This is a genomic window from Actinomarinicola tropica, from assembly GCF_009650215.1.
Taxonomy (GTDB): domain Bacteria; phylum Actinomycetota; class Acidimicrobiia; order Acidimicrobiales; family SKKL01; genus Actinomarinicola; species Actinomarinicola tropica.
Genome location: NZ_CP045851.1, coordinates 1151365 through 1178352 on the forward strand (window position 1 = coordinate 1151365; position 26988 = coordinate 1178352).

At 72.5% G+C, this 26988-nt stretch carries 23 protein-coding genes; 16 read left to right on the top strand and 7 right to left on the bottom strand.

Annotated features, from left to right (window positions below; genetic code table 11):
- Positions 1–32 precede the first annotated feature (32 nt).
- The gene (locus tag GH723_RS05825; protein WP_153758771.1) at positions 33–1367 is read right to left on the bottom strand and encodes an EAL and HDOD domain-containing protein; all 1335 of its coding nucleotides are present in this window, start codon (positions 1365–1367) and stop codon (positions 33–35) included.
- Between the two features lie 133 nt (positions 1368–1500).
- Here GH723_RS05825 and GH723_RS05830 point away from each other — a divergent pair, with 133 nt between their 5' ends.
- The 9 genes from GH723_RS05830 (at position 1501) to GH723_RS05870 (ending at position 10193) form a co-directional block, all read left to right on the top strand.
- The gene (locus tag GH723_RS05830; protein ID WP_195210563.1) at positions 1501–3069 is read left to right on the top strand and encodes an MFS transporter; all 1569 of its coding nucleotides are present in this window, start codon (positions 1501–1503) and stop codon (positions 3067–3069) included.
- A 62-nt stretch (positions 3070–3131) separates the two neighbouring features.
- Entirely contained in the window at positions 3132–3542 is a 411-nt protein-coding gene (locus GH723_RS05835; RefSeq protein WP_153758773.1) for a hypothetical protein, read from the top strand.
- Between the two features lie 21 nt (positions 3543–3563).
- Complete coding sequence (locus GH723_RS05840; protein WP_153758774.1) at positions 3564–4403, top strand: alpha/beta hydrolase; 840 nt, start codon at positions 3564–3566, stop codon at positions 4401–4403.
- Positions 4404–4420: 17 nt separating this feature from the next.
- Positions 4421–5329 (top strand): mechanosensitive ion channel family protein, encoded by a 909-nt coding sequence (locus GH723_RS05845; RefSeq protein ID WP_153758775.1) that lies wholly within the window; start codon positions 4421–4423, stop codon positions 5327–5329.
- Positions 5330–5378: 49 nt separating this feature from the next.
- A complete protein-coding gene (gene gatC / locus GH723_RS05850) occupies positions 5379–5681 on the top strand; it encodes an Asp-tRNA(Asn)/Glu-tRNA(Gln) amidotransferase subunit GatC (RefSeq protein ID WP_153758776.1) in 303 nt (100 codons plus the stop codon).
- Positions 5678–7096, top strand: coding sequence for an Asp-tRNA(Asn)/Glu-tRNA(Gln) amidotransferase subunit GatA (gatA, locus tag GH723_RS05855; protein WP_153758777.1), 1419 nt, complete (start codon positions 5678–5680; stop codon positions 7094–7096). Before gatC ends, gatA begins: the two co-directional genes overlap by 4 nt.
- Positions 7093–8520, top strand: coding sequence for an Asp-tRNA(Asn)/Glu-tRNA(Gln) amidotransferase subunit GatB (gene gatB, locus GH723_RS05860; protein ID WP_153758778.1), 1428 nt, complete (start codon positions 7093–7095; stop codon positions 8518–8520). The genes gatA and gatB overlap by 4 nt, the downstream gene beginning before the upstream one ends.
- A 44-nt stretch (positions 8521–8564) precedes the next feature.
- Positions 8565–9542 (top strand): hypothetical protein, encoded by a 978-nt coding sequence (locus GH723_RS05865; RefSeq protein ID WP_153758779.1) that lies wholly within the window; start codon positions 8565–8567, stop codon positions 9540–9542.
- 36 nt (positions 9543–9578) lie between these two features.
- Positions 9579–10193, top strand: a complete 615-nt coding sequence (locus GH723_RS05870; protein ID WP_153758780.1) for a hypothetical protein — start codon at positions 9579–9581, stop codon at positions 10191–10193.
- On the opposite strand, the gene GH723_RS05875 is transcribed toward GH723_RS05870, so the two are convergent.
- The 4 genes from GH723_RS05875 to GH723_RS05890 are packed head-to-tail and all read right to left on the bottom strand — an operon-like array spanning position 10194 to position 13649.
- Positions 10194–10910, bottom strand: a complete 717-nt coding sequence (locus GH723_RS05875; RefSeq protein ID WP_153758781.1) for an ABC transporter permease — start codon at positions 10908–10910, stop codon at positions 10194–10196.
- Entirely contained in the window at positions 10910–11833 is a 924-nt protein-coding gene (locus GH723_RS05880; RefSeq protein WP_153758782.1) for an ABC transporter ATP-binding protein, read from the bottom strand. Before GH723_RS05880 ends, GH723_RS05875 begins: the two co-directional genes overlap by 1 nt.
- Complete coding sequence (locus tag GH723_RS05885; RefSeq protein WP_153758783.1) at positions 11830–12696, bottom strand: ABC-2 transporter permease; 867 nt, start codon at positions 12694–12696, stop codon at positions 11830–11832. Before GH723_RS05885 ends, GH723_RS05880 begins: the two co-directional genes overlap by 4 nt.
- On the bottom strand, positions 12693–13649 hold the full coding sequence (locus GH723_RS05890; protein WP_229023105.1) for an ABC transporter ATP-binding protein: 957 nt from the start codon (positions 13647–13649) through the stop codon (positions 12693–12695). Before GH723_RS05890 ends, GH723_RS05885 begins: the two co-directional genes overlap by 4 nt.
- Positions 13650–13695: 46 nt before the next feature.
- Here GH723_RS05890 and ilvD point away from each other — a divergent pair, with 46 nt between their 5' ends.
- On the top strand, positions 13696–15375 hold the full coding sequence (gene ilvD, locus GH723_RS05895; RefSeq protein ID WP_153758784.1) for a dihydroxy-acid dehydratase: 1680 nt from the start codon (positions 13696–13698) through the stop codon (positions 15373–15375).
- A gap of 162 nt (positions 15376–15537) precedes the next feature.
- Here the strand turns inward: ilvD and GH723_RS05900 are convergent, their stop codons facing one another.
- Positions 15538–16698, bottom strand: coding sequence for an MFS transporter (locus GH723_RS05900; RefSeq protein ID WP_153758785.1), 1161 nt, complete (start codon positions 16696–16698; stop codon positions 15538–15540).
- 216 nt (positions 16699–16914) lie between these two features.
- On the opposite strand from GH723_RS05900, the gene GH723_RS05905 reads away from it, so the two are divergent.
- The 4 genes from GH723_RS05905 (at position 16915) to GH723_RS05920 (ending at position 21605) form a co-directional block, all read left to right on the top strand.
- Positions 16915–18660, top strand: a complete 1746-nt coding sequence (locus tag GH723_RS05905) for an acetolactate synthase large subunit (RefSeq protein ID WP_153758786.1) — start codon at positions 16915–16917, stop codon at positions 18658–18660.
- Positions 18657–19166 (top strand): acetolactate synthase small subunit, encoded by a 510-nt coding sequence (ilvN, locus tag GH723_RS05910; RefSeq protein ID WP_153758787.1) that lies wholly within the window; start codon positions 18657–18659, stop codon positions 19164–19166. The genes GH723_RS05905 and ilvN overlap by 4 nt, the downstream gene beginning before the upstream one ends.
- A 17-nt stretch (positions 19167–19183) precedes the next feature.
- Positions 19184–20215, top strand: a complete 1032-nt coding sequence (ilvC, locus tag GH723_RS05915) for a ketol-acid reductoisomerase (RefSeq protein ID WP_153758788.1) — start codon at positions 19184–19186, stop codon at positions 20213–20215.
- A gap of 70 nt (positions 20216–20285) precedes the next feature.
- Positions 20286–21605 carry a bifunctional o-acetylhomoserine/o-acetylserine sulfhydrylase gene (locus GH723_RS05920; RefSeq protein ID WP_153758789.1) on the top strand — a complete coding sequence of 440 codons (1320 nt, stop codon included), beginning with the start codon at positions 20286–20288 and terminating at the stop codon, positions 21603–21605.
- A gap of 998 nt (positions 21606–22603) precedes the next feature.
- Here GH723_RS05920 and serC read toward each other — a convergent pair.
- The gene (serC, locus tag GH723_RS05925) at positions 22604–23740 is read right to left on the bottom strand and encodes a phosphoserine transaminase (RefSeq protein WP_153758790.1); all 1137 of its coding nucleotides are present in this window, start codon (positions 23738–23740) and stop codon (positions 22604–22606) included.
- 44 nt (positions 23741–23784) lie between these two features.
- Here serC and GH723_RS05930 point away from each other — a divergent pair, with 44 nt between their 5' ends.
- Together GH723_RS05930 and GH723_RS05935 are read left to right on the top strand one after the other, a co-directional pair.
- Positions 23785–24987 (top strand): pyridoxal phosphate-dependent aminotransferase, encoded by a 1203-nt coding sequence (locus GH723_RS05930; RefSeq protein WP_153758791.1) that lies wholly within the window; start codon positions 23785–23787, stop codon positions 24985–24987.
- 5 nt (positions 24988–24992) lie between these two features.
- Positions 24993–26987, top strand: a complete 1995-nt coding sequence (locus GH723_RS05935) for a S9 family peptidase (protein WP_153758792.1) — start codon at positions 24993–24995, stop codon at positions 26985–26987.
- Position 26988 lies beyond the last annotated feature (1 nt).

Genomic DNA, 26988 nt, shown 5'->3' on the forward strand with positions numbered 1-26988 from the left:
CCCTCGATCGACGGACATCCGGACCGCCCCGGTCAGACCGGGGCGGGCTCCAGGCCCCTCGTGATCCGGCTCACCCACGCCAGGGCGTTGCGGTAGCCGCTGACCACGGTCGCCGGCTCGATCCGGCCCCGGGCGAGGCGGTCGAGGTCGTGGCGCTCGTACGCGATGACCACGTCGAGCGTCCTGCCGATCACACCCTGCCGGGAGCGCAGCGCCTCGGCGATCTCGTCCGACACCGGGATGCGGTGGAGGACCTGCTCGACGGACAGGCCGAGCAGCAGGTCGAGGGCCGAGAACAGCCCGGTCGTGAACCCCGCGTGGGCCGCCGAGGGGTGGGTGAGGAGGAGGATCTCCTCGCAGTGGCGCGCCCGCAGCAACGACTGGTGCACGATCTCGGGCGGGTGGTCGGTCGCCTCGGACAGCGCGAGCAGCGCGGCCACGGCCCGGACCGTGTCGATCCCGAGGTAGACGACGGCGTCCCTCGTCCGCTCGACCCGCCGCTCGAGCGCCAGGTAGCTGGAGTTCGCCATCCGCAGGACCTTGTACGACATGCCGAGGTCGATCGAGATCAGGGCGTCGATGTCGTCGACCTCGACGTCGGGCCGCTCGAGCTCGGCGAGGAGCTGCAGCACGGCGACGCGGTTCGCCGGCACGGTCGGCTCGTCGATCCGCTCGACGGGGCGGAGCACGTCGCCCCGGAGCCACGTCGCGCCTGCCGCCCGGCACGGCTCGACCTCTGCCGAGTGCGCCAGGCCGGTGACGAGGAGCTTGCCCCGGGGGTTGTGGCGGGCGAGGGCCTCGGACGCGGCCTCGAGCTCGCCGACGCGGACGTCGGCCCGGAGCCCGCCGGCGATCGGTAGGACGCGGTCCGGTCGCTCGCACGCCGCGAGGGAGCCGACGATGAGGGGGTAGCCCTCGTCGCGCACGGCCCGCAGGACCTCCTCGCCGGCGGCGTCGATGCGGCCGGCCACCTCGATCATCATGCGGTGCGCGGGCAGGGCGTGGTGCAGGCCCTCGGCGAGCAGGTCGACGGTGACCTCGACGAACCCCGTGCGGCCCCCGATCAGCGAGTCGAGGCCGACCTCGAGCAGCGCCCGGGTGAGCAGCTGTCGGGAGGCGTCGCCCGCGGCGTGCCCGTCGTCGTCGAGGCGGTCGACGATGAGGTGGTACCCGCAGACGTCGAGCCGTCGGTCGAAGACCGGGGCGCGGCCGATGTAGGTCGTGCCGCCACCGGCGTCGCCGACGGTGATCGGGTGGAGGGGGGCCTCGGCGACGACATCGGTCCAGTCGGGCGTCGCCGGCGCCTCCTCCGCCACGCGTCGTCGGCTGCGGCTGCGGAAGCGCGTGCGGGGCCGGCGGTCGGACATGCCCCGGTGATCGGTCGCGGGTGGCGCGAGAACAGGCCTCGCCGCGCATTTCGGCCCTCGATCAGGGGACTGTGACGCATGTCTCAACGGTCCCCGGCCCGTCCCTGACAGGCCGTCAGTAGGCTGCGCCATCGTGGAAGAAGGTGCGTCGGAACCCCAGACCGGACGCACCGGGGGAGCGAGCAGGACCACCGCCGAGCACGGCGAGGCCACCGATCTGGCGCTCGACGGACCCGGTGTCGAGCCCATCGGTGTCGTCCCGTGGCCGCTCCTGTTGCGCGACCGCCTGCGCGGTCGGGTCGCCGACAGCGACCGCTACCCGTGGATCGTGCTCGCCACCGCGCTGTTCGGCCTCTTCGGCGTCGGCTTCACCATCACCATCCTCGCCATCTCGGTCACGTCCATGGCCGAGGAGTTCGACTCCAGCTCCGCGACGCTGGCGTGGGTCGTCACCGGCCCGATGCTCGCGTTCGCCATCTTCGGTCCGGCCGCAGGCAAGCTCGCCGACCTCTACGGGCACCGCCGGTTCTTCCTCGGCGGCCTCGTCGGCGCCACGGTCTTCGCCGGGCTGACCGCGCTGGCGTGGAGCCCGTCCTCGCTGATCGCCTTCCGGGTGATCGGCGCGACGCTCGGCGCGGCGTGCGGTCCCGCGTCGATGGCGATCATCAACCGGCTCTTCACCCGGGAGACCCGCGTCAAGGCGATGGGCTACTGGTCGCTCGTGATGGCCGGCGGCCCGGTGATCGGCGCCGTCGCCGGCGGTCCCGTGGTCGAGGCGTTCGGGTGGCGCTGGATCTTCATCGGCCAGGTGCCGTTCCTCCTCGCCGGCCTCCTCGTCGCCTACGCCATCCTCCCGGAGAGCCCGCGCGCCGAGAAGGCGCCGTTCGACTTCCTCGGGTCCGCCCTCCTCGGCGGCAGCACGACGCTCGCCCTCCTCGCGCTCAACCGGGGGCCGATCGTCGGCTGGACCCACCCGATCGTCATCGGGGGCTTCGCCCTGATGCCGCTCGGCCTCGCGCTGTTCGTCCGCCGGCAGCGGCGCATCAGCCACCCGCTCATCCCGCTCGAGTACCTCGGCCGGCGCAACTTCACCCTGCCGATCCTCACCCAGATGTTCGCCAACTTCGCCTACATGGGCGGGTTCATCCTCACGCCGCTGCTCCTCCAGGACGTGCTCGACTTCGGCGAGACCCGGACGAGCCTGGTCTCGATCGCCCGCCCGCTGCTGTTCGCGATCGCCGGGCCGGTCGCCGGCGCCATCGCCATCCGCGTGGGGGAGCGCAACTCGGCCGTGTTCGGCGTCTCCTGCGTCGTCACGTCGATGATCGGCCTCTCGATGGTCGCACCCGGCAGCACCGAGCTGTTCATCATGGCCGCGCTCGGCCTCTCGGGCATCGGCATGGGCGCCGTCTCGCCGTCGATGGCCGCGAGCATCGCCAACAGCGTCGACGAGCGCGACCTCGGCATCGCCGGCGCCGCCCAGCAGATGATGACCCAGGTCGCCGCGGTCACCGGCACCCAGATCCTGCAGACCGTGCAGGCGGCGCGGCTCGATGCCGACGGCCTGGCGGGCTCCTACTCGATCGCCTACCTCGTCGGCGGTGGGGTGGCGGCCCTGGCGATCGGCACCGCGTTCTTCGTCCGGTCCACCAAGGACGAGAAGGTCCACGAACCGGTCCGGGTCCCGGCCGCGGCCCGCTAGGTCCACCACGGCGGGGGTCTTGTAGCGTGCGGCCGGACCCACCCGTGTCCGACAGGAGGACGATGGCCAGCTACGAGTTCCTGAGCCCGGAGTGGGTCGCGGCGGCCACGCAGATCCGCGACGAGTACAGGGGGCGCGTCAGCCCGCCGGCGCTGCCGATCAGGGCGAACCTGGTCGTCACCGACGCCCCGTTCAGCGCCGAGCCGCTCCGCGCGTTCATCGACACCTCCGACGGCGAGCTCATCATCGAGATGGGCGTGCTCGACCCCGTCGACCTCACCGTGACCGTCGACTACGAGACGGCCCGCCGCGTCTTCGTCCAGGGGGACCAGCAGGCCGCGATGGAGGCCTTCCTCGGGGGGCGCATCGCGGTCGACGGCGACATGACCAAGCTCCTCGCCCTGCAGGCGCAGGGCGCCGACCCGCTGGCCGAGGAGATCGCCCGGCGGGTCGACGAGATCACCGCCCGCTAGCCACGACGTGGGAGGCCCACGATGACCGACGCGACGACCACCGACGGCACCACCCCCGAGGACCCGACGCCCTCGTCCGACCCGCACACCGACGACGCCCCTGCCGCTGAGATCATCCCCGGCGCCGAGCCGCTGTCGGTGGCCGGCGGACCGGCCGGGGCGCTCGTCCTCCACGGCTTCACCGGCAACCCGCAGTCGATGCGCGGCCTCGCCGAGGCGTTCGCGGCGGCGGGGTTCACCGTCGAGATGCCCCTCCTCCCCGGCCACGGCACGTCGATCGCCCACATGCTCCGCACCGACTGGTCCGACTGGTCGGCGGCGGCCGAGGCGGCGTACGAGGACCTCGCGGGTCGGTGCGAGTCCGTCGTCGTCGCCGGCCTGTCGATGGGCGGCACGTTGACGTTGTGGCTCGCCGAGCGCCACCCCGAGATCGCCGGCCTCGTCGCCGTCAACCCCGCCTGCCCGCCCCCAGGGTCGTCCGCCGAGGTCGTCGCCGGGCTGGAGGCGCTCCTCGAGTCCGGCCAGGAGACGATGGACGCCATCGGCGGCGACATCGCTGACCCCGACGCTCGCGAGCTCGCCTACGAGCAGGTCCCGCTGCGCGGCCTCGTCAGCCTCATGCGCAACGCCGAGGACGTCGCCGCCGAGGTCGGGTCGATCCGCAGCCCCCTGCTGCTGATGACCAGTCCGGAGGACCACGTCGTCGACCCCGCGAACAGCGACCACCTCGCGGCCCACGTCGGTGGCGAGGTCGAACGGGTGACCCTCGAGCGCAGCTACCACGTCGCGACGCTCGACCACGACAAGGAGCTGGTGGAGGAGCAGGCGGTCGCCTTCGCCCGGAGGGTCACCGGCACCTGATCGGGTAGGGCCCGACGATGGAGCTCCAGGACGTCTGGGACCTGATCGTCGACAACCGGTCCCCGGGTGGCCGCCTGGCGACGAGCGCCGTCGTCGTGGCCGTCGGTGCGCTCGTGGCCGCGGTGGCCGGTCGCGCCCTCGCCCGACGGGCCGACGACGTCTACAGCCGCTACTACGCCCGGAAGGTGACGCGCTACGTCGTCGCCCTGGTCGTCCTGCTGGTGCTGGCGGTGGTGTGGCGCGCCTTCGCCGGTCGGGTCGGCGTCGTGCTCGGTCTGGCCACCGCGGGCCTGGCGTTCGCCATGCAGGAGGTCATCGGTGCCGTGGCGGGCTGGTTCAACGTGCTGTCGGGGCGCATCTTCCGCGTCGGCGATCGCATCGAGATGGGAGGCGTCCGGGGCGACGTCATCGACATCACGCCGTTGCGCACCAAGGTGATGGAGATCGGCTCCGCCGACCAGAGCAGCACGCCGGTGAAGGGTCGCCAGTACACGGGCCGGATCGTGGCCATCTCCAACAAGGCCACGTTCACCGAGCCGGTCTACAACTACTCGGCGGCGTTCGAGTTCATCTGGGAGGAGCTGACGGTCCCGGTCGCGCACGGCGACGACTGGGAGCAGGCCGAGCGCATCCTCGAGGAGGAGGTCCGTCGGGTCTCGGCGTCCCGCGGGGCCCAGGACGCCATCCGCACCATGGCGCGCCGCTACCCGGTGCCCCGCGCCGAGGTCGAGCCCCGCGTGTTCCTCCGCGCCACCGACGACTACCTGGAGCTGTCGGCGCGCTTCGTCGTGCCGGTGCGGTCGGCGCGCTCGGTGAAGGACGACCTCACTCGGCGCGTCATGGCCCGCCTCGGCGACGCCGGCATCGCCGTGGCCTCGACCACCCAGGACGTCACCGTGCACCGCCCCCACGGCGACGACGACTGACCGGCGACGCCGTCCCGGGGGCGCGGAGGTGCCCTCTAGGCTGCGTCGCATGCCCGATCCGATCTCGCGCGACGACGTCGCGCACGTCGCCGACCTGGCGCGGCTCCGCCTCACCGACGACGAGCTCGACCACTTCACCGAGCAGCTCGCCGCGGTGCTCGACCACGCCCGCGACGTCGAGGGGCTCGACGTCGCCGACGTCCCACCCACCGCGCACCCCTACGAGCTCACGAACGTGCTGCGGCCCGACGAGGTCCGGCCCACGCTCGACCGCGACGAGGTCCTCGCCGAGGCACCGGCGGCCGAAGCCGGCCAGTTCCGGGTGCCGCCCGTCCTCGGGGAGGCGCCGTGACCACCGCGGTCGAGATCGCCGCAGCCGTCCGGGCGGGGGAGCGCACGGCCCGGGAGGTCCTCGACGAGCACCTCGCCGCCATCGACGCCCGCGAGCCCGAGCTGCACGCCTTCAACCTGGTCACCGCCGACGAGGCGCGGGCCACGGCCGACGCCGTCGACGCCGCTCGCGCTGCGGGGCACGACCTCGGTCCCCTCGCCGGCGTCCCCGTCGCGCTGAAGGACAACCTCTGCACCCGTGGCGTGCCGACGACCTGCTCGTCCCGCATCCTCGACGGGTGGCGGCCGCCGTACGACGCCACGGTGGTCGAGCGGCTCGCCGCGGCGGGTGCGGTCGTCGTCGGCAAGACGAACCTCGACGAGTTCGCCATGGGCAGCTCGACGGAGAACTCCGCGTTCGGCCCGACGCGCAACCCCCACGACCCCTCGCGGGTGCCCGGTGGGTCGAGCGGGGGCAGCGCCGCGGCGGTGGCGGCCGGCTTCGCCCCGCTGTCGCTCGGCTCCGACACCGGCGGCTCCATCCGCCAGCCCGCGGCGCTCTGCGGCGTCGTCGGCGTCAAGCCCACCTACGGCACGGTCTCGCGCTACGGCCTCGTGGCCTTCGCCTCGTCGCTCGACCAGATCGGGCCGTTCGCCACCACCGTCGAGGACGCGGCGCTGCTGCTCGAGGTCATCGGCGGCCACGACCCCCTCGACTCCACGTCCATCCCCCAGCCGGTGGGCGACCTGCGCGGTCAGCTCGGCCGCGGCGTCGAGGGCCTGCGGGTCGGCGTCGTGCGGGAGCTCACCGGTGAGGGCATCGCCCCCGACGTCGCCCGACGGGTCCGCGAGGCGGCGGACGCGCTGGCGGCGGCTGGTGCCCACGTCACCGAGTCGTCCGTGCCGGCCGCGGTCTACGGGCTGTCGGCGTACTACCTCATCGCGCCGGCCGAGGCGTCGAGCAACCTCGCTCGCTACGACGGCGTCCGGTACGGCCTGCGGGTCGACGCCGGCAACACCCCGGACATGAACGAGGCCACGCGCACCGAGGGCTTCGGCGACGAGGTCAAGCGCCGCATCATGCTCGGCACCTACGCGCTCTCCGCCGGCTACTACGACGCCTACTACGGCAAGGCCCAACGGGTGCGCACGCTCATCATCCGCGACTTCGCCGCCGCCTACGAGGACGTCGACGTGCTGCTCTCGCCCACGTCGCCGACGACGGCGTTCGCCTTCGGCGACAAGACCGCCGACCCCCTCACCATGTACCTCAACGACGTCTGCACGATCCCGTCCAACCTGGCCGGCGATCCGGCGGTGTCGGTGCCGTTCGGCACCGGCGACGACGGGCTCCCGGTCGGCGTGCAGGTGATGGCACCTGCCCTCCAGGAGGGCACGATGCTGCGGGTCGCCGCGGCGCTGGAGGCGAGCCGATGAGCGCCACCGAGTCCGGGCTCCCCGGCGACTGGGAGATGGTCGTCGGCCTCGAGGTCCACTGCGAGCTCTCGACCGCCACCAAGCTGTTCTGCGGCTGCCCCAACCACTTCGGCTCGGAGCCGAACACCAACGTCTGCCCGGTGTGCCTCGGGCTCCCCGGGTCGCTGCCGGTGCTCAACGCCGCCGCGGTCACCTACGCCATGCGTCTCGGCCGGGCGCTGCACTGCGAGGTGCGGCCGTCGGTCTTCGCCCGGAAGAACTACTTCTACCCGGACATGCCGAAGGACTACCAGGTCAGCCAGTACGACCAGCCCACCAACGTCGACGGGTGGCTGGAGCTGCCCGACGGCACGCGCGTCGGCATCGAGCGGGCCCACATCGAGGAGGACACCGGCAAGTCGACCCACGTCGGCGGCGGCGGACGCATCCACGAGGCCGGCTACTCGCTCGTCGACTACAACCGGGCCGGGGTCCCGCTCGTCGAGATCGTCGGTCGCCCCGACCTCCGCACGTCCGAGCAGGCCCGCCAGTACGTGGCGGAGCTGCGGGCGATCATCCTCGCCGTCGACGTCTCCGACGCCAAGATGGAGGAGGGGTCGATGCGGGTCGACGCCAACGTGTCGGTCCGCCGACCCGGCGAGCCGTTCGGGACGCGCTGCGAGATCAAGAACCTCAACTCGCTGCGGTCGCTCGGGCGGGCGATCGACTACGAGGCCCGCCGTCAGATCGCGCTCCTCGAGGCCGGTGACCGCGTCGTCCAGCAGACCCGTCACTGGGACGAGGCCGACGGGCGCACCCACACGTTGCGCAGCAAGGAGGAAGCGGAGGACTACCGGTACTTCGCCGAACCCGACCTCGTGCCGCTCGACCCCACCGCCGACGAGGTCGCGGCGATCGACGACGCGCTGCCGGCGCTCCCCGCCGAGCGTCGCCACCGCCTGGCCGAGGCGTCGGGCACCACGCCGGCCACCGCGGCCATCGCCGTCGAGCGCGGGCTCGACGTGTTGGCGCTCGCGGCCATCGACGCCGGAGGGCCGCCCGAGCGGGTCCTCACCCACGTCGAGCACAACCTCGGCGCCGAGGCCACCACCCTCGCACCCGCCGCGTTCGCCCGCCTCGTCCAGATGGAGACCGGCGGCGAGCTCACCGCCACCCAGGCCAAGCAGGTGCTGGCGGAGATGGTCGAGACCGGTGCCGCACCGGACGAGATCGCCGCCGCCCGGGGGTTCGAGGCCATGGACACCGGCGCTCTCGAGGCCCTCGTCGACGAGGCGATCGCCGCCGATCCGGCCGCCTGGGAGAAGTACCAGGCCGGCGACGACAAGGTCGCGGGGGCCTTCGTGGGCTACGCCATGAAGGCCACGCGGGGGCAGGCCGACGGCAAGGCGTTCACCGCCCTCCTGCGGGCCCGCGCCGGTCGCTGACCGCTCGGCCGGTAAGAATGGTCCTCCGAGCGAGGAGGCGGTCCATGCCACATCGACTGGTCACCCTGATCCTCACGCTGTGCGTCATCGCCGCAGCGTGCGGTGACGACGGCGGCGACGATCCCGCGGCCGACCCCGCGGACGACACGACGACCAGCACCACCGAGGTCGAGGCCGACGGGGCGGAGGAGCCCCTCCCGGACAACCTGGCCGACCTCGTGGGACCGAGCCCGGGACTCGATCCCGGGGCGGCTCAGCAGTGGTACCTCGACCGCGAGGTCGAGCGGCAGGAGGCCCTGGTGGCGTGCATGGACGAGGCCGGCTTCGAGTACGTGCCGGTCGACCCCGCCGAGCTGTCCGAGTCGCCGTGGGACGCCGACATCCCGTGGGAGTCCGACGAGTGGGTCGCGACCTACGGCTTCGGCGCCTCCACGCTGCGCTACCCGAGCTCGGTCCTCGGCCCCGACCTCGTCGGCTACGACGACCAGCCCGACGACGCCGAGCCGCATCCCAACCAGGTGTACGTGCAGGGCCTGCCCGAGGACGAGCAGGAGGCCTGGAGCGCCGCGCGCACCGACTGCGACGCCCGCGCCTGGCAGGACAGCCAGTCCGAGAACCTCGCCGCCGCGTTCAACGAGCGCTTCGCGGACGAGCTCGCCGCGATGTACGACGCCGTCCGTGACGACCCCCGCTACCAGCAGATCCTCGAGGACGTGCGGGCCTGCGTGCGGGAGACCGGCGTCGAGTACGTCGACCACGAGACGACCCTGAACGCCATCGAGGAGCGCCTCGCGCCGCTCGACCCCGTCATCGCCGACGGCACCCTCGACGAGGCGACCCGGGCCGAGCTGGCTGCCATCCAGCAGGAGGAGATCGCGGTGGCCACCGCCGTCGCCGACTGCGACGGCCGCTTCCTCTCCGACAACCCCGACTACCAGGCCCTGCTCGCCGAGCACGAGGCCGAGTTCATCGCCGAGCACGAGGACCAGCTCCGCGACTTCCTGTCCCAGGCCGACGCCTGAGGCGGCTGCACCCCCCACCACGAGAGGACCCCCGACATGACCACCCGAGCCCTTCGACTCCTCGCGGCCGTGCTCGCCGCCGTGCTGCTCGCCGCGGCGTGCGGCGGCGACGACGACGGCGATGACGCCACCACCACGACCTCCGCCGAGGAGGCCGAGGAGGAGACGACGACCACCTCGGAGGCCGAGGAGGAGACGACGACCACCTCCGAGGAGACCACCGAGACCACCGAGGAGGCCGGCGGGACCACCGGCGGCACGCTCGACCTCGAGGCCCTCGCCGACGTCGACGACTTCTGCGAGCTCGAGTCGTTCGGCGACGACATCGACGACGCGATCTTCGACGACACCGCCGAGGAGCCTGCGACGCCCGAGCAGATGCAGGCCTCGTTCGACGCCATGTCCGCGTTCCTCACCCGGGCCAACCAGATCGCACCGGAGGAGATCCGCGCCGACTTCGCCCTGGTCTCCGAGGGCTTCCTCGAGCTCATCGGCCTGATGGCCGAGTACGACTACGACTTCATGGCCCTCGGGATGGCCGCCCAGCAGGACCCGGAGCTGGCCCAGCGCCTCGAGCTGCTCGAGTCGCCCGAGTACCAGCAGGCGTCCGAGAACGTCGACGCCTGGATCGACGCCAACTGCGGCGACTGATCAGGCCACGTCGCGGCGGTGGAGGAACCGCGTAGTGAGGGCGATGCCGACCATCGCCACCAGCACCGGCACCACCACCGCCGCGATCGGGTCGATCGAGGCCAGGCGCAGCTCGACGTCGGCGGCCTCGGCGAGGATCGACCGGCCGTAGGCCTGGACCGACAGGCGGGCCGACCCGGTGCCGGCCCGGGCGACGAAGCCCTCCCAGATGAGCATGTAGGTGATGCCCCAGGCGAGGGCCCGCTTCACCCGCAGGCCGAGGGCGGTGAACAGACCCGAGTACGCGAGGCAGCAGACGGCCGCGGCCACGACGGTGCCGACGACCGCCCCGCCGTCGCCGCCGCTCGCGAGGGCCGCGGCGAGGCCGAGCGGGAGGGTCACGACCGGGAGCGAGACCGTCGCCGCGGCGAGGGTGGCCGCGGTGGCGATCGTCTCGCGTGGCACCGGCCGCAGCCACAGGTAGACGAGGGTGTTGTCCTCGGTCATGTCGCCGAGCGCCGCGGAGGCGAACACGAGCGAGACGACGGGGACGAGCACCGACAGCCCGTAGCCGTTGACCATGTCGGCGGCGGACTGCACCCGGTCGAGTGGTTCGGAGGAGCCGATCGCCAGCCCGAGCAGGACGGCGATCGCGCCGAGCGCGACGAGCAGCGCCAGGCGTGCCTTGGTGGCGATGGCGCTCAGCACCACGCGGTAGATCGGTCCCAGTCCGTGCATCACCGTCGGCTCACCAGGTAGCGGAAGACGCTCTCGAGGTCGTCGTCGAGCCCGTGCAGCTCCCGGAGGTGCGCACCGAGCTCCCGTGCGGTCGGCGCCACGGCCCGGCGGAACGCAGCGATGTCGGTCGTGTCGACGAGCACGAGGTCGTCGCCCTCGACCCGCACGGCCATGGCGGTGCCCGCCGCGAGCAGCGCGCCGGCGAGCTCGCGGGGTCGGTCGGTGCGCAGCCGCAGCCGGTGGGGGCGGTCGTCCATGAGGGCCCGGATCTCACGGAAGTCGCCCTCGGCGGCCAGGCGACCGTGGGCGACGACGAGCACCCGCGACCCGAAGCGCTCGACCTCCTCGAGGACGTGGCTCGACACGACGACGCAGCGGCCGGCGTCGCCGAGCTGGTGGAAGAGGGCCACCATGTGGAGGCGCTGGCGGGGATCGAGGCCGGTGAGGGGCTCGTCGAGGACGATGACGTGCGGGTCGTGGACGATCGCCTGGGCGATCTTCACCCGTTGGCGCATGCCCTTCGAGTACGTGGCGACGTGGCGATGGTCGTCGGAGTCGAGCTCGACGGTGCCGAGGGCGCGGCGGGCGGCGCCGTCGGGATCGTCGAGGCCGTGCAGCTCGGCGGCGAGGCGCACGAACTCGAGCGCGGTGCGACCCTCGAACAGGCCGTCCTGCTGGGGGACGAGGCCGATGTGGCGCGACAGCGTGTGGTCCCGGCGGGGGTCGCGGCCGAGCACCCGGACGGTGCCGCGGGACGGGGCGGTGAGCCCGCACAGCATCCGCAGGACCGTGGACTTGCCGGCGCCGTTCGGGCCGAGCAGCGCCGTCACGCCGGGCCCGACGTGGAAGCTGACCTCGGAGACGGCGACGAGGTCGCCGAAGAACTTCGTCACGTCCTCGACGGCGATCATCGGTTCGCTCATCGGGTGACCTCCAGGCGCCGGTAGCGCCACACGACGATGCCGAGGAACAGCGCGGTCCACGCCACGTTGGCGGCGACCAGGGTGCCGGTGGCGATCTCCGGGAAGTTCGGCGGCGCCGTGTCGTAGATGCGGAGCACCAGCTCGAGCGGGATGTTGAGCAGGTCGACCACCCGGAACGTCTCCGAGGCACCCGCCCCGTCGACGAGGGCGCTGGCGACGGCCCCGCTGAGGAACAGGGCCAGGATCACGGCGGCCGAGGCGAAGCCGTTGCGGTCGGTCAGCGAGGCGATCGCGAGCGAGAGGGACGTGTAGACGCCGGCGACGACGGTGCCCGACACCAGGATGCGCCACAGGATGGCGAGGACGTCGCCCACGCCGTCGGGGCCCGAGCCCTCGATGGTGAAGGCGAGGAGCATGAGCAGCGGCGGCCCGATCGTGACCACGGCGAGGGAGGCGACAACGGCGAGGGCCTTCGACGCCAGGTAGGTCATGCGATCGAGCGGCGACGCGAAGTAGAGGCCGATCATCCGGGTGCGGCGGTCGGTGCAGAGGAGCTCGGGGGCGACGAAGGCCGCGAAGAGCCAGATCGCGGAGGAGATGAAGCCGTAGTACTCGCCGTAGTCGACGACGTCGTCGCCGAGCCCCTCGGGGAGCAGGGCCGCCATCCCGACGAACACCACCGCCGGCAGGCAGGAGATGACGATGATGGCGATCGGCAGCACCTTCGGCCAGAACCCGCGGCGGAGGCCGAGGACGCGCCCCAGGCTGAAGAGGGTGAGGGTGCGGACCGCGTGGCCGACGCCGCCGCGCTCCTCGGCGTAGGTGCGGTAGCCCTGGTCGAGGATCCGGGCCTGGTCGCTCATCCGGCCTCCCGGAGGAAGATCTGCTCGAGGCTCACCCGGCGAGGGGCGAGCGACCGGAGGGGGGCGCCGACGTTGGCGATCGCGTCGCGCACGGCGTCGAGGGTGAGGTCGACGTCGCCGCGAACCTCGACGGCGATCTGGGTGCCCTCGACCTCGACGTCCCAACCGACGTCGCGCAGCTGCGCGGCGACGGCCTCGACGTCCGACTCGACCACCGCCACGACCCCGGTGCTGTCGCCCCGCAGCTCCTCCAACCGTCCGGAGGCCACGACCCGACCGCCGCCGAGGATGACGACGCCGTCGCAGATCCGCTCGACCTCCTCGAGGAGGTGCGAGGAGAGCACGACGTCGATGCCGAACTCGGTGCCGATGCGCCGGATGAGGGCCAGCATGTCGTCGCGCTGGACCGGGTCGAGGCCGTCGGTGGGCTCGTCGAGGAGGAGCAACGACGGGTCGTGGGCGAGCGCCTGGGCGAGCTTCACCCGCTGGCGCTGGCCGGTCGACATCGTGCCGATGGCCCGGAAGCGCTCCTCGCCGAGGCCGACCTGCCAGAGGGCGTCGCTCGCTCGGGTCGTGGCGGCGCGCTTCGGCAGCCCGTGGATCTCGGCGATGTGGCGCACGAGGTCGTGGGCCCGCATGTCGGGAGGGAGCATGTGGTGCTCGGGCGAGTAGCCGATCCGGGCCCGGATCTCCGGTCCGGCCGAGGCGGGGTCGAGGCCGAGGACCTCGAGGGTGCCGGCGTCGGCCCGGTGGAGGCCGAGGACCATGCCGAGCAGCGTCGTCTTGCCGGCGCCGTTCGAACCGAGGAGCCCGGTGACGCCGCGCCCGATCGAGAACGTCGCGCCGTCGAGGGCGTGGGTCGTGCCCCACGTCTTCGTGATGCCGTGGCCACGGATCGCGACGGACCGTCCGGCCGTCGCCAGCGGCGGAGGTGGGGGAGGGGTGAGCGACACTGGATCGGAATGGTAGGTGGTCGCGCCGCGCTCTTAGTGTTGGCCCATGACCGACCCGATGAAGCCGCGCTCCCACGAGGTCACCGACGGGTACGAACGTGCCCCCGCTCGGGCCATGCTCCGGGCCGTCGGCATGACCGACGACGACTGGTCGAAGCCCCAGGTGGCGGTGGCGTCGTCGTGGAACGAGGTCACCCCCTGCAACCTCCCGCTCGACCGGCTGGCGAAGCGGGCGAAGGAGGGCGTGCGTGGCGCCGGGGGCTTCCCGCTCGAGTTCACGACGATCGCGGTGAGCGACGGCATCTCGATGGGCCACGAGGGGATGCGGGCGTCGCTCGTCTCCCGAGAGGTGATCGCCGACTCGGTGGAGACCGTGATGCACGCCGAGCGGCTCGACGCCATGGTGACCTTCGCGGGGTGCGACAAGTCGCTGCCCGGGATGTTGATGGCCTCGGCCCGGGTGAACCTGCCGTCGGTGTTCGTCTACGCGGGGTCGATCCTGCCCGGCCAGCACAACGGGAAGGCGCTCGACATCACGAGCGTCTTCGAGGCCGTGGGCGCCTACGCCGCCGGCACGATGGACCAGGCCGAGCTCGACGCCATCGAGCGCAACGCGTGCCCCTCCGAGGGCGCGTGCGCGGGCATGTTCACCGCCAACACGATGGCGTCGGTGGGCGAGGCGCTCGGCATGTCGCTGCCGGGGTCGGCGTCGGCGGCCGCCGTCGACCGCCGTCGCGACGACTACGCCTACGCCAGCGGCACGGCCGTGCTCAACCTGCTGAAGCTCGGCATCCGGCCGCGCGACATCATCACCAAGGGCTCGCTCGAGAACGCGATCGCCGTCGTCATGGCGCTCGGTGGCTCCACCAACGCCGTGCTGCACCTGCTCGCCATCGCCCACGAGGCCCGGGTCGAGCTGCAGCTCGAGGACTTCAACAAGGTGGCGGCTCGCGTGCCCCACCTGGCCGACACCAAGCCCCACGGCAAGTACCACATGTGGGACATCGACCGGATCGGCGGTGTCCCGGTCGTCATGCAGATGCTGCTCGAGGCGGGGGTGCTGCACGGCGACGAGATCACGGTCACCGGCAAGACGGTCGCCGAGAACCTGGCGATGATCGACCCACCGGCGCCCGATGGCGAGGTCGTGCACCGCTGGGACGACCCGATCCACGACATCGGCGGCATCGCGGTGCTCCGGGGCTCGCTCGCCCCTGAGGGGGCGGTCATCAAGGTCGCGGGCATCGACGTCGATCACTTCGAGGGTCGGGCGCGGGTGTTCGACGGCGAGGATGCGGCGATGGAGGCGGTGCTCGCCGGGCGGATCGAGGCCGGCGACATCGTGGTCATCCGCTACGAGGGGCCGAAGGGTGGGCCGGGCATGCGGGAGATGCTGGCCATCACCGGTGCCATGAAGGGGGTCGGGCGCGGCGCCGATGCGGCGCTCTTGACCGACGGCCGCTTCTCCGGCGGCACGCACGGCTTCTGCATCGGCCACGTCGCGCCGGAGGCCGTGGACGGCGGGCCGATCGCCTTCGTCGAGGAGGGTGACCGCATCGTCGTCGACGTGCACAACCACCGCATCGACCTGCTCGTCGACGAGGAGACCCTCGCGGCGCGGCGCGCCGACTGGAAGCTGCCCGAGCCCCGCTACACCAGCGGCGTGCTCGCCAAGTTCGCGAAGCTGGTCCAGGGCGCCGAGAAGGGCGCGGTGACCGAGCCCTAGGAGCGGCCGTGACCCAGGAGCTCGGGGATCCCCGATTCGGCGCGCCGGCGATCGAGTGAGCCCGCGTCCTCGGCCACGACCACGTCGTCGACTGGCTCCACCCACCAACCCCCTCTGACCGCCCGGCGCCCGCTTGGCGGCGATTCGGCGTCGATTCGCCGCCTACCGGGCGCGAGGTTCTCGGACGGCGAGGAGCATGATCGTGCCGGCGAGGGCGACGCCGACCGCAGCTGCCACCCCCGTCCAGCCCATGCCGAGGCGGGCGTAGAGGAACGACCCGCCGAACGTGCCGATCGACCGGGCGACGGTGATGAGCGCCAGCGCCGTCCCGACCCCGGCCCCCCGAGCGTCCGGATCGATCTCGGTGATCAGCGGCAACCCGGCGACGAACGCCAGCTCGAAGGCCGTCACCACCGCGCCGAGCACGAGGATCGCCGTCAGCCCGCGGGCCCCGCTCGGGCCGAGCAGCGCCATCGTCGGGACGAGCCCGACGCATCCGATGAGCACGGTGCGGCGCTTGCCGATCCGATCGGCGAACCAGATCGCCCCTCCCGTGCCCGCCAGCTCGCCCACGCCGAGGAGGATCGAGGCCAGCCCGATCGTCGCCACGTCCCACCCGATGTCGTCCTCGAGCCAGAACCCGTAGGCGACGAAGACCAGAGCGATGGCGAACGACAGCAGGCTCATCGCCGCGTAGATGCCGACGGCCCCGGGCAGGAGGCGCAGCCGCGGGGCCCGGGCGCCGCCCCCGTCGTCATCGGCCACCACGCCCTGCAGCACCGCGATCGCGGCCACCAGGTGCACCCCCGCCACGGCCCAGAACGCCGAGCGCCAGCCCCACGCGTCGATGGCCAGCCCGAGCAGCGGCACCCCGACGAGGAGCGCGAGCGACCACGACACCTCGCCGATCCCGACGACCGTGCCCCGTCGCTGCCAGGGCACGTGGTGGCCGATCCAGGTCGACATCGCCGTGTCGTAGACGATCTTCGCCGCCCCGAACGCCGTCACCGCCACGGTGAAGGTCACGATCCCCGGCGCCCCGCCCGCCACGGCGAGGAAGAGCGCGCTGAGCGCCAGGCCGGCGAGCATCCCAAGGCGCCGTCGCCCTCGATCGATGACCCCGCCGGCGAACGGGGCGACCAGTCCGGACATCTCCCGGATGCTCATGGCGACGCCGGCCGTCTCCTGGCTGACGCCCAGGCCACGGGCGATCGCGGGCAGGAACGGGTACACGAAGCGGATGCCGGTGTTCCCGGCGAGCCGACCGCCGACCAGCGCCGGAAGGGCGCGACGGACGTGGGCGGGCAGGGGGGTCTCGGCCATCGGCGGCGATGCTCCCACAGACCACCTTGCGGTTCGGACCCGACCGCTGGCAGACTGCCCCCGTGACCTTCGCCCGCGACCTCCTCGTAGTGATCTAGCGCACGCTTCGCCGATCACCCGTCGCGTGCGCTCCTCGACCTCCCACGACGGGAGGTCGTCGTCGTTTTCCGCCCCTGTTCGCGCCCACCAACACCGACACGTAGGACCGAGGACCCCATGCAGATGAACGGTGGACAAGCCCTGATCAAGAGCCTGGAGATGGAGGGCGTGGAGGTCATCTTCGGCCTCCCCGGCGGCGCCATCCTCCCGGTGTACGACCCGATCATCGACTCGCCGATCCGTCACGTCCTCGTGCGTCACGAGCAGGGCGCCGGCCACATGGCCGAGGGCTACGCCCACGTGACCGGCCGCCCCGGCGTCGCCATGGTCACCTCGGGTCCGGCGGCGACCAACATCGTCACGCCGCTCGCCGACGCCTTCATGGACTCGGTCCCGATGGTCGTCATCACCGGGCAGGTCGGCTCGGCGTCGATCGGCACCGACGCCTTCCAGGAGGTCGACACCGTCGGGATCACCCGGTCGATCACCAAGCACAACGAGCTGGTCACCGACGCCGCCGACATCCCCCGGGTCATCCGCGAGGCGTTCCACATCGCGACGACCGGCCGGCCCGGCCCGGTCCTCGTCGACATCCCGAAGGACATCGTCGACCCGACGAACCCCCGCTCGGCGATGGAGTGGTACTGGCCCGAGACCGTCGACCTCCCGGGCTACCGGCCGACCACCGTCGGCCACCACCGCAAGATCCGCGAGGCGGCCGAGCTCATCGGGCGGTCCCGTCGCCCCGTCATCTACGCCGGCGGCGGCATCCTCAAGGCCCGTGCCGCGGAGGCCCTGCGGGAGCTCGCCGAGCTCACCGGCATCCACGTCGTGACCACGCTGATGGCCCGGGGTGCGTTCCCCGACAGCCACGAGCTGGCCCTCGGCATGCCGGGGATGCACGGCACCTACACCGCCATCACCGCCATGCAGGAGTCCGACCTGCTCATCGCCCTCGGCAGCCGGTTCGACGACCGGGTCACGGGCAAGCTCGACGGCTTCGCCCCCGACGCCAAGATCATCCACGTCGACATCGACCCCGCCGAGCTCGGCAAGGTCCGCCGGCCCGACGTCCCGATCGTCGGCGACTGCCGCCTCGTGATCGAGGAGCTGGTCGGGGTCCTCCGGGAGATGGGCGGCGCCGAGTCGCAGCCGGACCGCTCTGAGTGGCGCTCGCGGATCAGCGGGTGGCAGGAGCGCTTCCCGCTCACCTACGAGCCGTCCGAGCCGGGCGAGCTGCTGAAGCCCCAGTACGTGCTGGAGCAGCTGCGCGACGCGCCGACCACGCCCGAGGACACGATCGTCATCTCGGGTGTCGGCCAGCACCAGATGTGGACGAGCCAGTACTGGCGCTTCGACCACCCCTACACCTGGGTGAACTCCGGTGGGCTCGGCACCATGGGCTTCTCGGTGCCGGCGGCGATCGGCGCCAAGGTCGGTCGTCCCGATCGCACGGTCTGGGCGATCGACGGCGACGGCTGCTTCCAGATGACGGCCCAGGAGCTCGTCACCGCGGCCGCCGAGCGCATCCCGGTCAAGGTCGCCATCCTCAACAACGCGTACCTCGGCATGGTCCGCCAGTGGCAGGAGATGTTCTACGAGGAGCGCTACTCCGAGGTGTACCTGTCGCCCGACCTGCCCGACTACAAGATGTGGGCCGAGGCGATGGGCTGCGTCGGCATGCGGGTCGAGTCGCCCGAGGAGGTGCCGGCCGCGATCGAGAAGGCGAACTCGATCAACGACCGCCCCGTCGTCATCGACTTCCGCACCGACGCCCGCGAGAAGGTGTTCCCGATGGTCCCCGCCGGGGCCACGAACAGCCAGGTCGTCGTCGACCCCACCCAGCAGGGGCAGGCCCGATGAGCGCTGCGGCGCACGAGCCGACGCACCACACGCTGTCGGTCCTCGTCGAGAACAAGGCCGGCGTGCTCGCCCGGGTGGCGTCGCTGTTCGCCCGCCGGGGGTACAACATCGAGTCGCTCGCCGTCGCGCCGACCGACGACGAGGCGTTCAGCCGCATCACGATCGTCGTCGACGTCGAGTCGGCCCCGCTCGAGCAGATCGTCAAGCAGCTGTTCAAGCTCATCAACGTCGTGAAGATCAGCGAGCTCGACCCCCGGCAGTCGGTCGAGCGCGAGCTGCTCCTCGCGACGGTGCGGGCGTCGGGCGAGAACCGGGCCCGCGTGCTCGAGCTGGTGCAGATCTTCGAGGGCAAGATCCTCAACGTCGGGCACACCGAGATGACGGTGTCGCTCGAGGGCAACCCGGTCAAGGTGGACGACTTCGAGTCGCTGCTGCGACCCTATGGCATCGTCGAGCTCCAGCGCACCGGCCGTGTGGCCCTGCCGAAGCTCGACCGGACCGTGTGAACAGGAGAAACCCCCCAGTGGCCAACGTGTACTACGAGAAGGACGCCGACCGGTCGCTCATCGCGGACCGCAAGGTCGCGGTGATCGGCTACGGCTCGCAGGGCCACGCCCACGCGCTGAACCTGAAGGAGTCGGGCATCGACGTTCGCGTCGGCCTGCGTGAGGGCTCCTCGTCGGTCGCGAAGGCCACCGAGGCGGGGCTGCGGGTGCTCAACGTCGCCGACGCCGCCGCGGAGGCCGACCTCATCATGATCCTGCTGCCCGACACCGAGCAGAAGGCGGTGTACGAGGAGTCGATCGCGCCGCACCTCTCCGACGGCGACGCCCTGTTCTTCGCCCACGGGTTCAACATCCGGTTCGACCAGATCGTCCCGCCCGCCGGCGTCGACGTGGCCATGGTGGCGCCGAAGGGCCCCGGCCACCTGGTGCGGCGCACCTACGAGGAGGGCGGCGGCGTGCCGTGCCTCATCGCGGTCTCCCAGGACGCGACGGGCTCGGCCCGCGACCTCGCCCTCGCCTACGCCGACGCCATCGGCGGCACGCGCGCCGGCGTGCTCGAGACCACCTTCGAGGAGGAGACCGAGACCGACCTGTTCGGCGAGCAGGTCGTCCTCTGCGGCGGCGTGACCGCGCTGGTCCAGGCCGGGTTCGAGACCCTCGTCGAGGCCGGGTACCAGCCCGAGTCCGCGTACTTCGAGTGCCTCCACGAGCTGAAGCTCATCGTCGACCTGATGTACGAGCAGGGCATCGGCGGCATGCGCTACTCGGTGTCGGACACCGCGGAGTACGGCGACCTGACCCGCGGTCCGCGCATCATCGGCGACGCCGTGAAGGCCGAGATGCGCACGATCCTCTCGGAGATCCAGAGCGGGAAGTTCGCCGAGGAGTGGATCGAGGAGAGCCGCTCGGGCCGCGCCCGGTTCCACGAGCTCGAGAAGGCGGGCCACGACCACCCGATCGAGAAGGTGGGCGAGGAGCTGCGAGCGATGATGCCGTGGATCGCGGCGGGCAAGACCCGCGTGCAGGACGCCTCCGGCGGCCAGGGCTGAGCAATACCCGACCTGTTCGGTCGGCTTTTGGTACCGTGACCCGCCTGTCCACCACGACCGAGGAGTGCCGATGACCGACCGCGCCCAGGGCTTCGAGACCCGCCAGATCCACGCCGGGCAGTCGCCCGACCCGGCGACGGGTGCCGTCGTCACGCCGATCTACCAGACGACGGCGTACCAGTTCGACGACAGCGAGCACGCGGCGCAGCTCTTCGCGCTGCAGGCGCCCGGCAACATCTACACCCGGATCATGAACCCCACCCAGATGGTGTTCGAGGCCCGGATGGCGGACCTCGAGGGCGGGATCGCCTCGACCGCAGCCGGGGTCCCCGGCGCCCTCGCGGTGGCGAGCGGTCAGGCGGCGGAGACCCTGGCGATCCTCAACCTGGCCGAGGCGGGCAGCCACATCGTCTCGTCGGCGTCGCTCTACGGCGGCACCTACAACCTGTTCCACTACACGCTGCCGAAGCTCGGCATCGAGGTCTCGTTCGTGGAGGACCCCGACGACCTCGACGCCTGGCGCAGCGCCGTGCGGGACAACACCAAGGCGTTCTACGGCGAGTCGATCGGCAACCCCCGCAACGACGTCTTCGACATCGAGGCCGTCGCTGCGATCGCCCACGAGAACGGCGTGCCGCTGATCATCGACAACACGGTGGCCACGCCCTACCTCATCCGCCCGATCGAGTGGGGCGCCGACATCGTCGTGCACTCGGCGACGAAGTTCCTCGGTGGCCACGGCAACGCCATCGGCGGCGTGATCGTCGACGGTGGCACGTTCGACTACGCCGCGAGCGGTCGCTTCCCGAACTTCACCGAGCCCGACCCGAGCTACCACGGCCTGCAGTACTTCCCGATGCTCGGCCACGGCGCCTACATCGCGAAGGCGCGGGTCCAGCTGCTGCGGGACATGGGGCCGGCGATCGCGCCCCAGAACGTGTTCCTGTTCCTCCAGGGCATCCAGACGTTGTCGCTGCGGATGGAGCGCCACGTGGAGAACGCCAAGGCCGTCGCCGCGTTCCTCGACGGGCACGACCAGGTGGAGTCGGTGAACTACGCCGGTCTGGCGTCGAGCCCGTGGTTCGAGAAGGGCCAGAAGTACGCCCCCAAGGGCACGGGCTCGGTGCCGTCGTTCATCATCAAGGGCGGGCGCGAGGCGGGGCGGCGCTTCGTCGAGGCGCTCGAGCTGCACCACCACGTCGCCAACCTCGGCGACACCCGCAGCCTGGTCATCCACCCGGCCTCGACCACGCACTCCCAGCTCACCGAGCAGGAGCAGCTCTTCTCCGGCGTCGAGCCGGGGCTCGTCCGACTGTCCGTCGGCATCGAGACGATCGAGGACATCCTGGCCGACCTCGAGAAGGGGTTCGCGGCCGCAGCTGGCGCCTGAGGGCGTCGCGCTGCCCGGCGGCTCCACGCCGACCGGGTCCTCCCTGATCTCCACGTCCGGCGGCGGACCCGGCGAGGGGTCGGTGTGCGGGCGGGGATCGCGCCACGCGGTCGCCGCCTGCACACCTGACCCTGGGAGCGGGATCGACCCGTGGCGGCCCGGGCGTGGGCGGAACGAGCCGTGGAGGGCGTAGACGCCCCGGCGCACGCGCACGGCCCGCCCCTGGTCGACCTCGTAGCCCATGGCGTCGCCGAGCGCCTTCACCGCTGTGGGGCTGTCGATCTCGTAGCCGTACCGGTGGAGGAGGTCGTGGAGCTCCCGTAGGGACAGCGCACCGTGGCGGCGCAGGACGGCGAGGCAGGTGGAGCGGAGCCGGCGCCCCCACAGCGGCCGGGCGTCGGGGTGGAGGGGTGCGAGGGGCGCCTGGTCGTGGGCCGGCGGGCGTCGGCCGTGCGGATGGGGGGCGACGGGCCAGAGCTGCTCCCGCACCGTGCCGAGGTGGTCCAGGACGGCGATGCGCCGGTCCGTGAGCGCGACGAGGTGGGCGTCGATCTCGCTGAGGGCGTGGAGCGCGGCGTCCCGCTCGATCTGGAGGAGGCGACGCTCGCCGACCGAGAGCCCGGCGTGGCGTCGGTTGGGAGCGAGGCGACGGTGCGACTCCCCGGGGTGGGGGCGCGGTGCGTGCGGTGGCGTCATGGGGGCGGTCCTCGCGTCGGTGTCCCGGCGTGGGCCTGGGACGGCTCCGTCGTGGGACGCCCGCCGGGGGCGTCGACCGGTCGGGCGGCGAGCGCCGGCAGCGACAGGGACATCATGCCGAGCGGGTGTGACAGCGACGGCGGGGGCGCCCCGCTCGCTCGCTCCCGCCCAACCGGCCTGCCCTGCCGACCACCTCCGACCCTCACCAGCCAGCGCCCAGTTGGCGGGGATTCGACATCGATTCGCCGCCTAACGGGCGGCGCGTGGCGATGGGGGGTGGGGGGTGGGGGGGCTCCGCCCCGTCAGGCCAGGCGCTCGACCACGAAGTCGATGCAGCGGGTCAGGGCCTCCACGTCGGCGGGGTCGATCGCCGGGAACAGCGCGATCCGCAGCTGGTTGCGGCCCAGCTTGCGGTACGAGAACGTGTCGAGCACCCCGTTCTGCGCGAGCACCTTCGAGACCGTCGTCGCATCCACGGCGTCGTCGAGGTCGATCGTGGCCACGGTGTGCGACCGCGCGGCAGGATCGGCTACGAACGGCGTCGCGACCGACGACCGCTCCGCCCACCCGTAGATCGCCTCGGCCGACCGGTCGCAGCGCGACGCCGCCCACTCGAGCCCGCCGTTGCCGTTGATCCACTCGACCTGCTGCACGGTGAGGAACAGCGTGGCCAGCGCCGGCGTGTTGTAGGTCTGGTCCTTGCGGGAGTTGTCGAGCGCCGTCTTCAGGTCGATCGAGGTGGGGATCCACCGGTCGGACGCCGCGATCCGCTCGATCCGCTCGATGGCGGCGGGAGAGACCGCGGCGATCCACAGCCCGCCGTCCGACGCCAGCGCCTTCTGAGGGGCGAAGTAGTAGACGTCGACCTCGCGCGCGTCGAACCGCAGGCCGCCGGCCGCCGACGTGGCGTCGACCGCGACCAGCGCGTCGGACGAGGAGATCCCGGCGGGACGGGCCAGCGGCATCATCACGCCCGTCGACGTCTCGTTCTGGGTCAACGCGTACAGGTCGACCGACGGATCCGCGGCCAGCTCGGGGTGGGTGCCCGGCTCGGAGGAGATCACGATCGGGTCGTCGAGGAACGGGGCGGCGGCGGCGCCCGCTGCGAACTTGGACGAGAACTCGCCGAACGACAGGTGCTGGCTGCGACGCTCGATCAGGCCGAACAGCGCGGCATCCCAGAACACGGTGGTGCCGCCGTTGCCGAGGATGATCTCGTAGCCGTCGGGGAGGGCGAACATCTCCGCCAACCCGTTGCGCAGCGCCCCGACCACGAACTGGACCGCCGGCTGGCGGTGCGAGGTGCCGAGGTAGGTGGGAGCCGCCGCCGCCAGGGCGTCGACGGCCTCCTGACGCACGAGCGAGGGCCCGCTGCCGAACCGCCCGTCGGACGGTCGCAGGTCGGCCGGGATCTCGATCTGGGGGAGGGTCGCGCTCACGCGTGCCACTATCGCGGGCGACGATCAGAGGAGCGAATCCGATCATGTCCCCCCACCGCATCTCGGCGCGCGTCGCCGCCATCGCCCCGTCGGCCACCCTCGCCGTCGACGCCAAGGCCAAGGCCCTGAAGGCCGCGGGCGAGCCCGTCATCGGCTTCGGCGCCGGCGAACCCGACTTCTCCACCCCCGCCTACGTGGTCGAGGCCGCCGCAGCCGCCTGCACCGACCCCGCCATGCACCGCTACACGCCGGCGGCCGGGCTGCCCCAGCTGCGCGAGGCCATCGCCACCAAGACCGCACGCGACTCCGGCTACCAGGTCGATCCGAGCCAGGTCGTCGTCACCAACGGCGGCAAGCACGCCGTGTACAACGCCTTCACCGTCCTGCTCGACCCCGGCGACGAGGTCCTCCTCCCCGCGCCGTACTGGACGACCTACCCCGAGCCGATCGCGCTCGCCGGTGCCTCCTCCGTCGTCGTGCCCACCGACGCGGCGTCGGGATTCCGGGTCACCGTCGACCAGCTCGAGGCCGCTCGCACCGACCGCACCAAGGCCCTCGTCTTCGTGTCGCCGTCGAACCCGAGCGGCGCCGTCTACCCGGCGGAGGAGATCGAGGCCATCGGCCGTTGGGCAGCCGAGCACGACGTGTGGGTGGTCACCGACGAGATCTACGAGCACCTCACCTACGGCGAGCACACCTTCGCCTCGATGCCGACGCTCGTCCCCGAGCTCGCCGATCGCTGCATCGTCCTCAACGGCGTCGCCAAGACCTACGCCATGACCGGCTGGCGGGTCGGCTGGCTCATCGCGCCGCCCGACGTCGCGGCGGCCGCCGCGAACCTCCAGTCCCACCAGACCTCGAACGTCGCCAACGTGAGCCAGGCCGCCGCGCTCGCCGCCGTGAGCGGCCCGCTCGACGCCGTCTCCGAGATGCGCGCGGCCTTCGAGCGACGGGGTCGGCGCATGGTCGAGATGCTGCGCGACATCGACGGCGTGACGGTCCTCGATCCGCAGGGCGCGTTCTACGCCTACCCGTCGTTCGAGGGCGTCCTCGGCCGCACGATCGCCGGGCGGACCCCGTCGAACACCCTCGAGCTCGCCGACCTCCTCCTCGAGGAGGCCAGGGTGGCGATCGTCCCCGGCGAGGCCTTCGGCACCCCGGGCTACGCCCGCCTGTCGTTCGCCCTCGGCGACGACGACCTCGCCGAGGGCATCCAGCGCATCGTCGACCTCCTCGCCGGGAGCTGACCGCGGTGGCCGCCGGCGCCGCCCTCCCGTACGGCACCTGGCCGTCCCCGATCAGCTCCGAGCTCGTCGTGCGGGCCGCCGCAGGGCTGTCGGACGTCCGGGTCGACCCCTCGACCGGCGCGGTCTGGTGGTCGGAGAGCCGTCCCGACGAGGGCGGACGCATCACCGTGGTCCGCCAGGACCCCGCCACGGGCGTCGCCCAGGAGCGCGTCCCGGCGACCCACTCCGCCCGCACCCGGGTGCACGAGTACGGCGGGGCCGCGTGGTGGGTCGCCGACGACACGTTGTGGTTCGCCAACTGGGACGACCAGCGCATCTGGCGGCGAGGCCCCGGGGACGACGCCCCCGTCCCGGTCACGCCCGAACCGGCCCAGCGCCACGGCGAGAGGTTCGCCGACGGCGTGGTGAGCTCCGACGGCGGCTGGATCGTGTGCGTGCGGGAGAGCCACGTCGCCGCCGACGGGACGGCCCTCGACGAGGCCCGCAACGAGATCGTCGCCGTCCCCGCCCGTGCCGACGGCGGCGGCGAACCCGTCGTGCTCGTCGCCGGGACCGACTTCGTGTCGAGCCCCCGGCTCGATCCCACGGGCACCCGGCTCGCCTGGCTCGTCTGGGATCACCCGCGCATGCCGTGGGACGGCACCGAGCTGTGGACGGCGGCCCTCGTCCTCGATGGCCCCCTGCCGCACGTCGTCGAGCCGTCGTTCCTGGCCGGTGGGCCCGACGAGGCGCTCGTCCAGCCGGAGTGGACCGAGGACGGGCACCTGCTCGTCGTCTCGGACCGGTCGGAGTGGTGGAACGTGCACCGGGTCGACGGCACCGGCGACCTCGAACCGCTCGGGCCCGTCGATGCCGAGGTCGCCACCCCGCCGTGGGTGTTCGGCCAGTCCCGCTACGTCGTCGACCCGGCGCGCGGGCGGATCATCGCCGCCCTCACCCGCGCCGGCACCGACGCCCTCGCGGTCGTCGAGCAGGGTCGGGTGCGCGAGGTCCCGACGTCGTTCACCGCCTGGTCGGCCCTGCGCCTCGACGGCGACGGGCGGGTCGTGGGGGTCGCCGCCGCGCCCGACGCCGAACCCGCCGTGGTGCGCGTCGACCTCGCCGACGCCGGGTCGCCGGGGATCGAGGTGCTCCGTCCGTCGCGCGACCTGGGTCTCGCCCCCGAGTGGTTCAGCCGACCGGAACCGATCGAGTTCCCGACCAGCGGCGGGCGCACCGCGCACGCCCTCCTGTACCGGCCCACGAACCCCGAGGTCACGGCGTCGACCGAGGAGCGGCCGCCGCTCATCGTCACGATCCACGGCGGTCCGACGAGCGCGGCGCGGCCCCAGCTCAGCCTGGCGACCCAGTTCTGGACCAGCCGCGGGTTCGCCGTGGTCGACGTCAACTACGGCGGCTCGACGGGCTACGGCCGCTCGTACCGGCGTCAGCTCGACGGGGCGTGGGGGATCGTCGACGTCGACGACTGCGAGGCCGCCGCACGGTTCCTCGCCGAGCGTGGTGACGTCGATGGCGACCGGCTCCTCATCCGGGGCGGTTCGGCCGGAGGGTTCACGACGCTCGCCGCCCTGGCGTTCCGCGACACGTTCGCCGCCGGCGCCAGCAGCTACGGGGTCGCCGATCTGGCGGCCCTCGCCGCCGACACCCACAAGTTCGAGTCCCGCTACCTCGACGGTCTGGTCGGGCCGTACCCCGAGTCGTCCGACGTCTACGCCGAGCGCTCGCCGATCCACCACCTCGACGGCTTCGACCGTCCGCTCATCGTGTTCCAGGGGCTGGAGGACGAGATCGTGCCGCCGAACCAGTCCGAGGCGATCGTCGCGGCGCTGGAGGAGCGGGGCGTGCCCGTCGCCTACGTCGCCTTCGAGGGCGAGCAGCACGGCTTCCGTCGGGCGGAGAACATCCGGCGGGTGCTCGAGGCCGAGCTCTGGTTCTACGGCCACGTGCTGGGGTTCGAGCCCGCCGATCGGATCGACCCGGTCGAGCTGCGGGGCGCCTGAG

Excerpts from the sequence above, each read along its gene's own strand:
- GH723_RS05825 (WP_153758771.1), bottom strand. The coding sequence starts at position 1,367 with ATGTCCGACCGCCGGCCCCGCACGCGCTTCCGCAGCCGCAGCCGACGA.
- GH723_RS05835 (WP_153758773.1), top strand. The coding sequence starts at position 3,132 with ATGGCCAGCTACGAGTTCCTGAGCCCGGAGTGGGTCGCGGCGGCCACG.
- GH723_RS05840 (WP_153758774.1), top strand. The coding sequence starts at position 3,564 with ATGACCGACGCGACGACCACCGACGGCACCACCCCCGAGGACCCGACG.
- GH723_RS05845 (WP_153758775.1), top strand. The coding sequence starts at position 4,421 with ATGGAGCTCCAGGACGTCTGGGACCTGATCGTCGACAACCGGTCCCCG.
- gatC (WP_153758776.1), top strand. The coding sequence starts at position 5,379 with ATGCCCGATCCGATCTCGCGCGACGACGTCGCGCACGTCGCCGACCTG.
- gatB (WP_153758778.1), top strand. The coding sequence starts at position 7,093 with ATGAGCGCCACCGAGTCCGGGCTCCCCGGCGACTGGGAGATGGTCGTC.
- GH723_RS05865 (WP_153758779.1), top strand. The coding sequence starts at position 8,565 with ATGCCACATCGACTGGTCACCCTGATCCTCACGCTGTGCGTCATCGCC.
- GH723_RS05870 (WP_153758780.1), top strand. The coding sequence starts at position 9,579 with ATGACCACCCGAGCCCTTCGACTCCTCGCGGCCGTGCTCGCCGCCGTG.
- GH723_RS05875 (WP_153758781.1), bottom strand. The coding sequence starts at position 10,910 with ATGCACGGACTGGGACCGATCTACCGCGTGGTGCTGAGCGCCATCGCC.
- GH723_RS05880 (WP_153758782.1), bottom strand. The coding sequence starts at position 11,833 with ATGAGCGAACCGATGATCGCCGTCGAGGACGTGACGAAGTTCTTCGGC.
- GH723_RS05885 (WP_153758783.1), bottom strand. The coding sequence starts at position 12,696 with ATGAGCGACCAGGCCCGGATCCTCGACCAGGGCTACCGCACCTACGCC.
- ilvD (WP_153758784.1), top strand. The coding sequence starts at position 13,696 with ATGACCGACCCGATGAAGCCGCGCTCCCACGAGGTCACCGACGGGTAC.
- GH723_RS05900 (WP_153758785.1), bottom strand. The coding sequence starts at position 16,698 with ATGGCCGAGACCCCCCTGCCCGCCCACGTCCGTCGCGCCCTTCCGGCG.
- GH723_RS05905 (WP_153758786.1), top strand. The coding sequence starts at position 16,915 with ATGCAGATGAACGGTGGACAAGCCCTGATCAAGAGCCTGGAGATGGAG.
- ilvN (WP_153758787.1), top strand. The coding sequence starts at position 18,657 with ATGAGCGCTGCGGCGCACGAGCCGACGCACCACACGCTGTCGGTCCTC.
- GH723_RS05920 (WP_153758789.1), top strand. The coding sequence starts at position 20,286 with ATGACCGACCGCGCCCAGGGCTTCGAGACCCGCCAGATCCACGCCGGG.
- GH723_RS05930 (WP_153758791.1), top strand. The coding sequence starts at position 23,785 with ATGTCCCCCCACCGCATCTCGGCGCGCGTCGCCGCCATCGCCCCGTCG.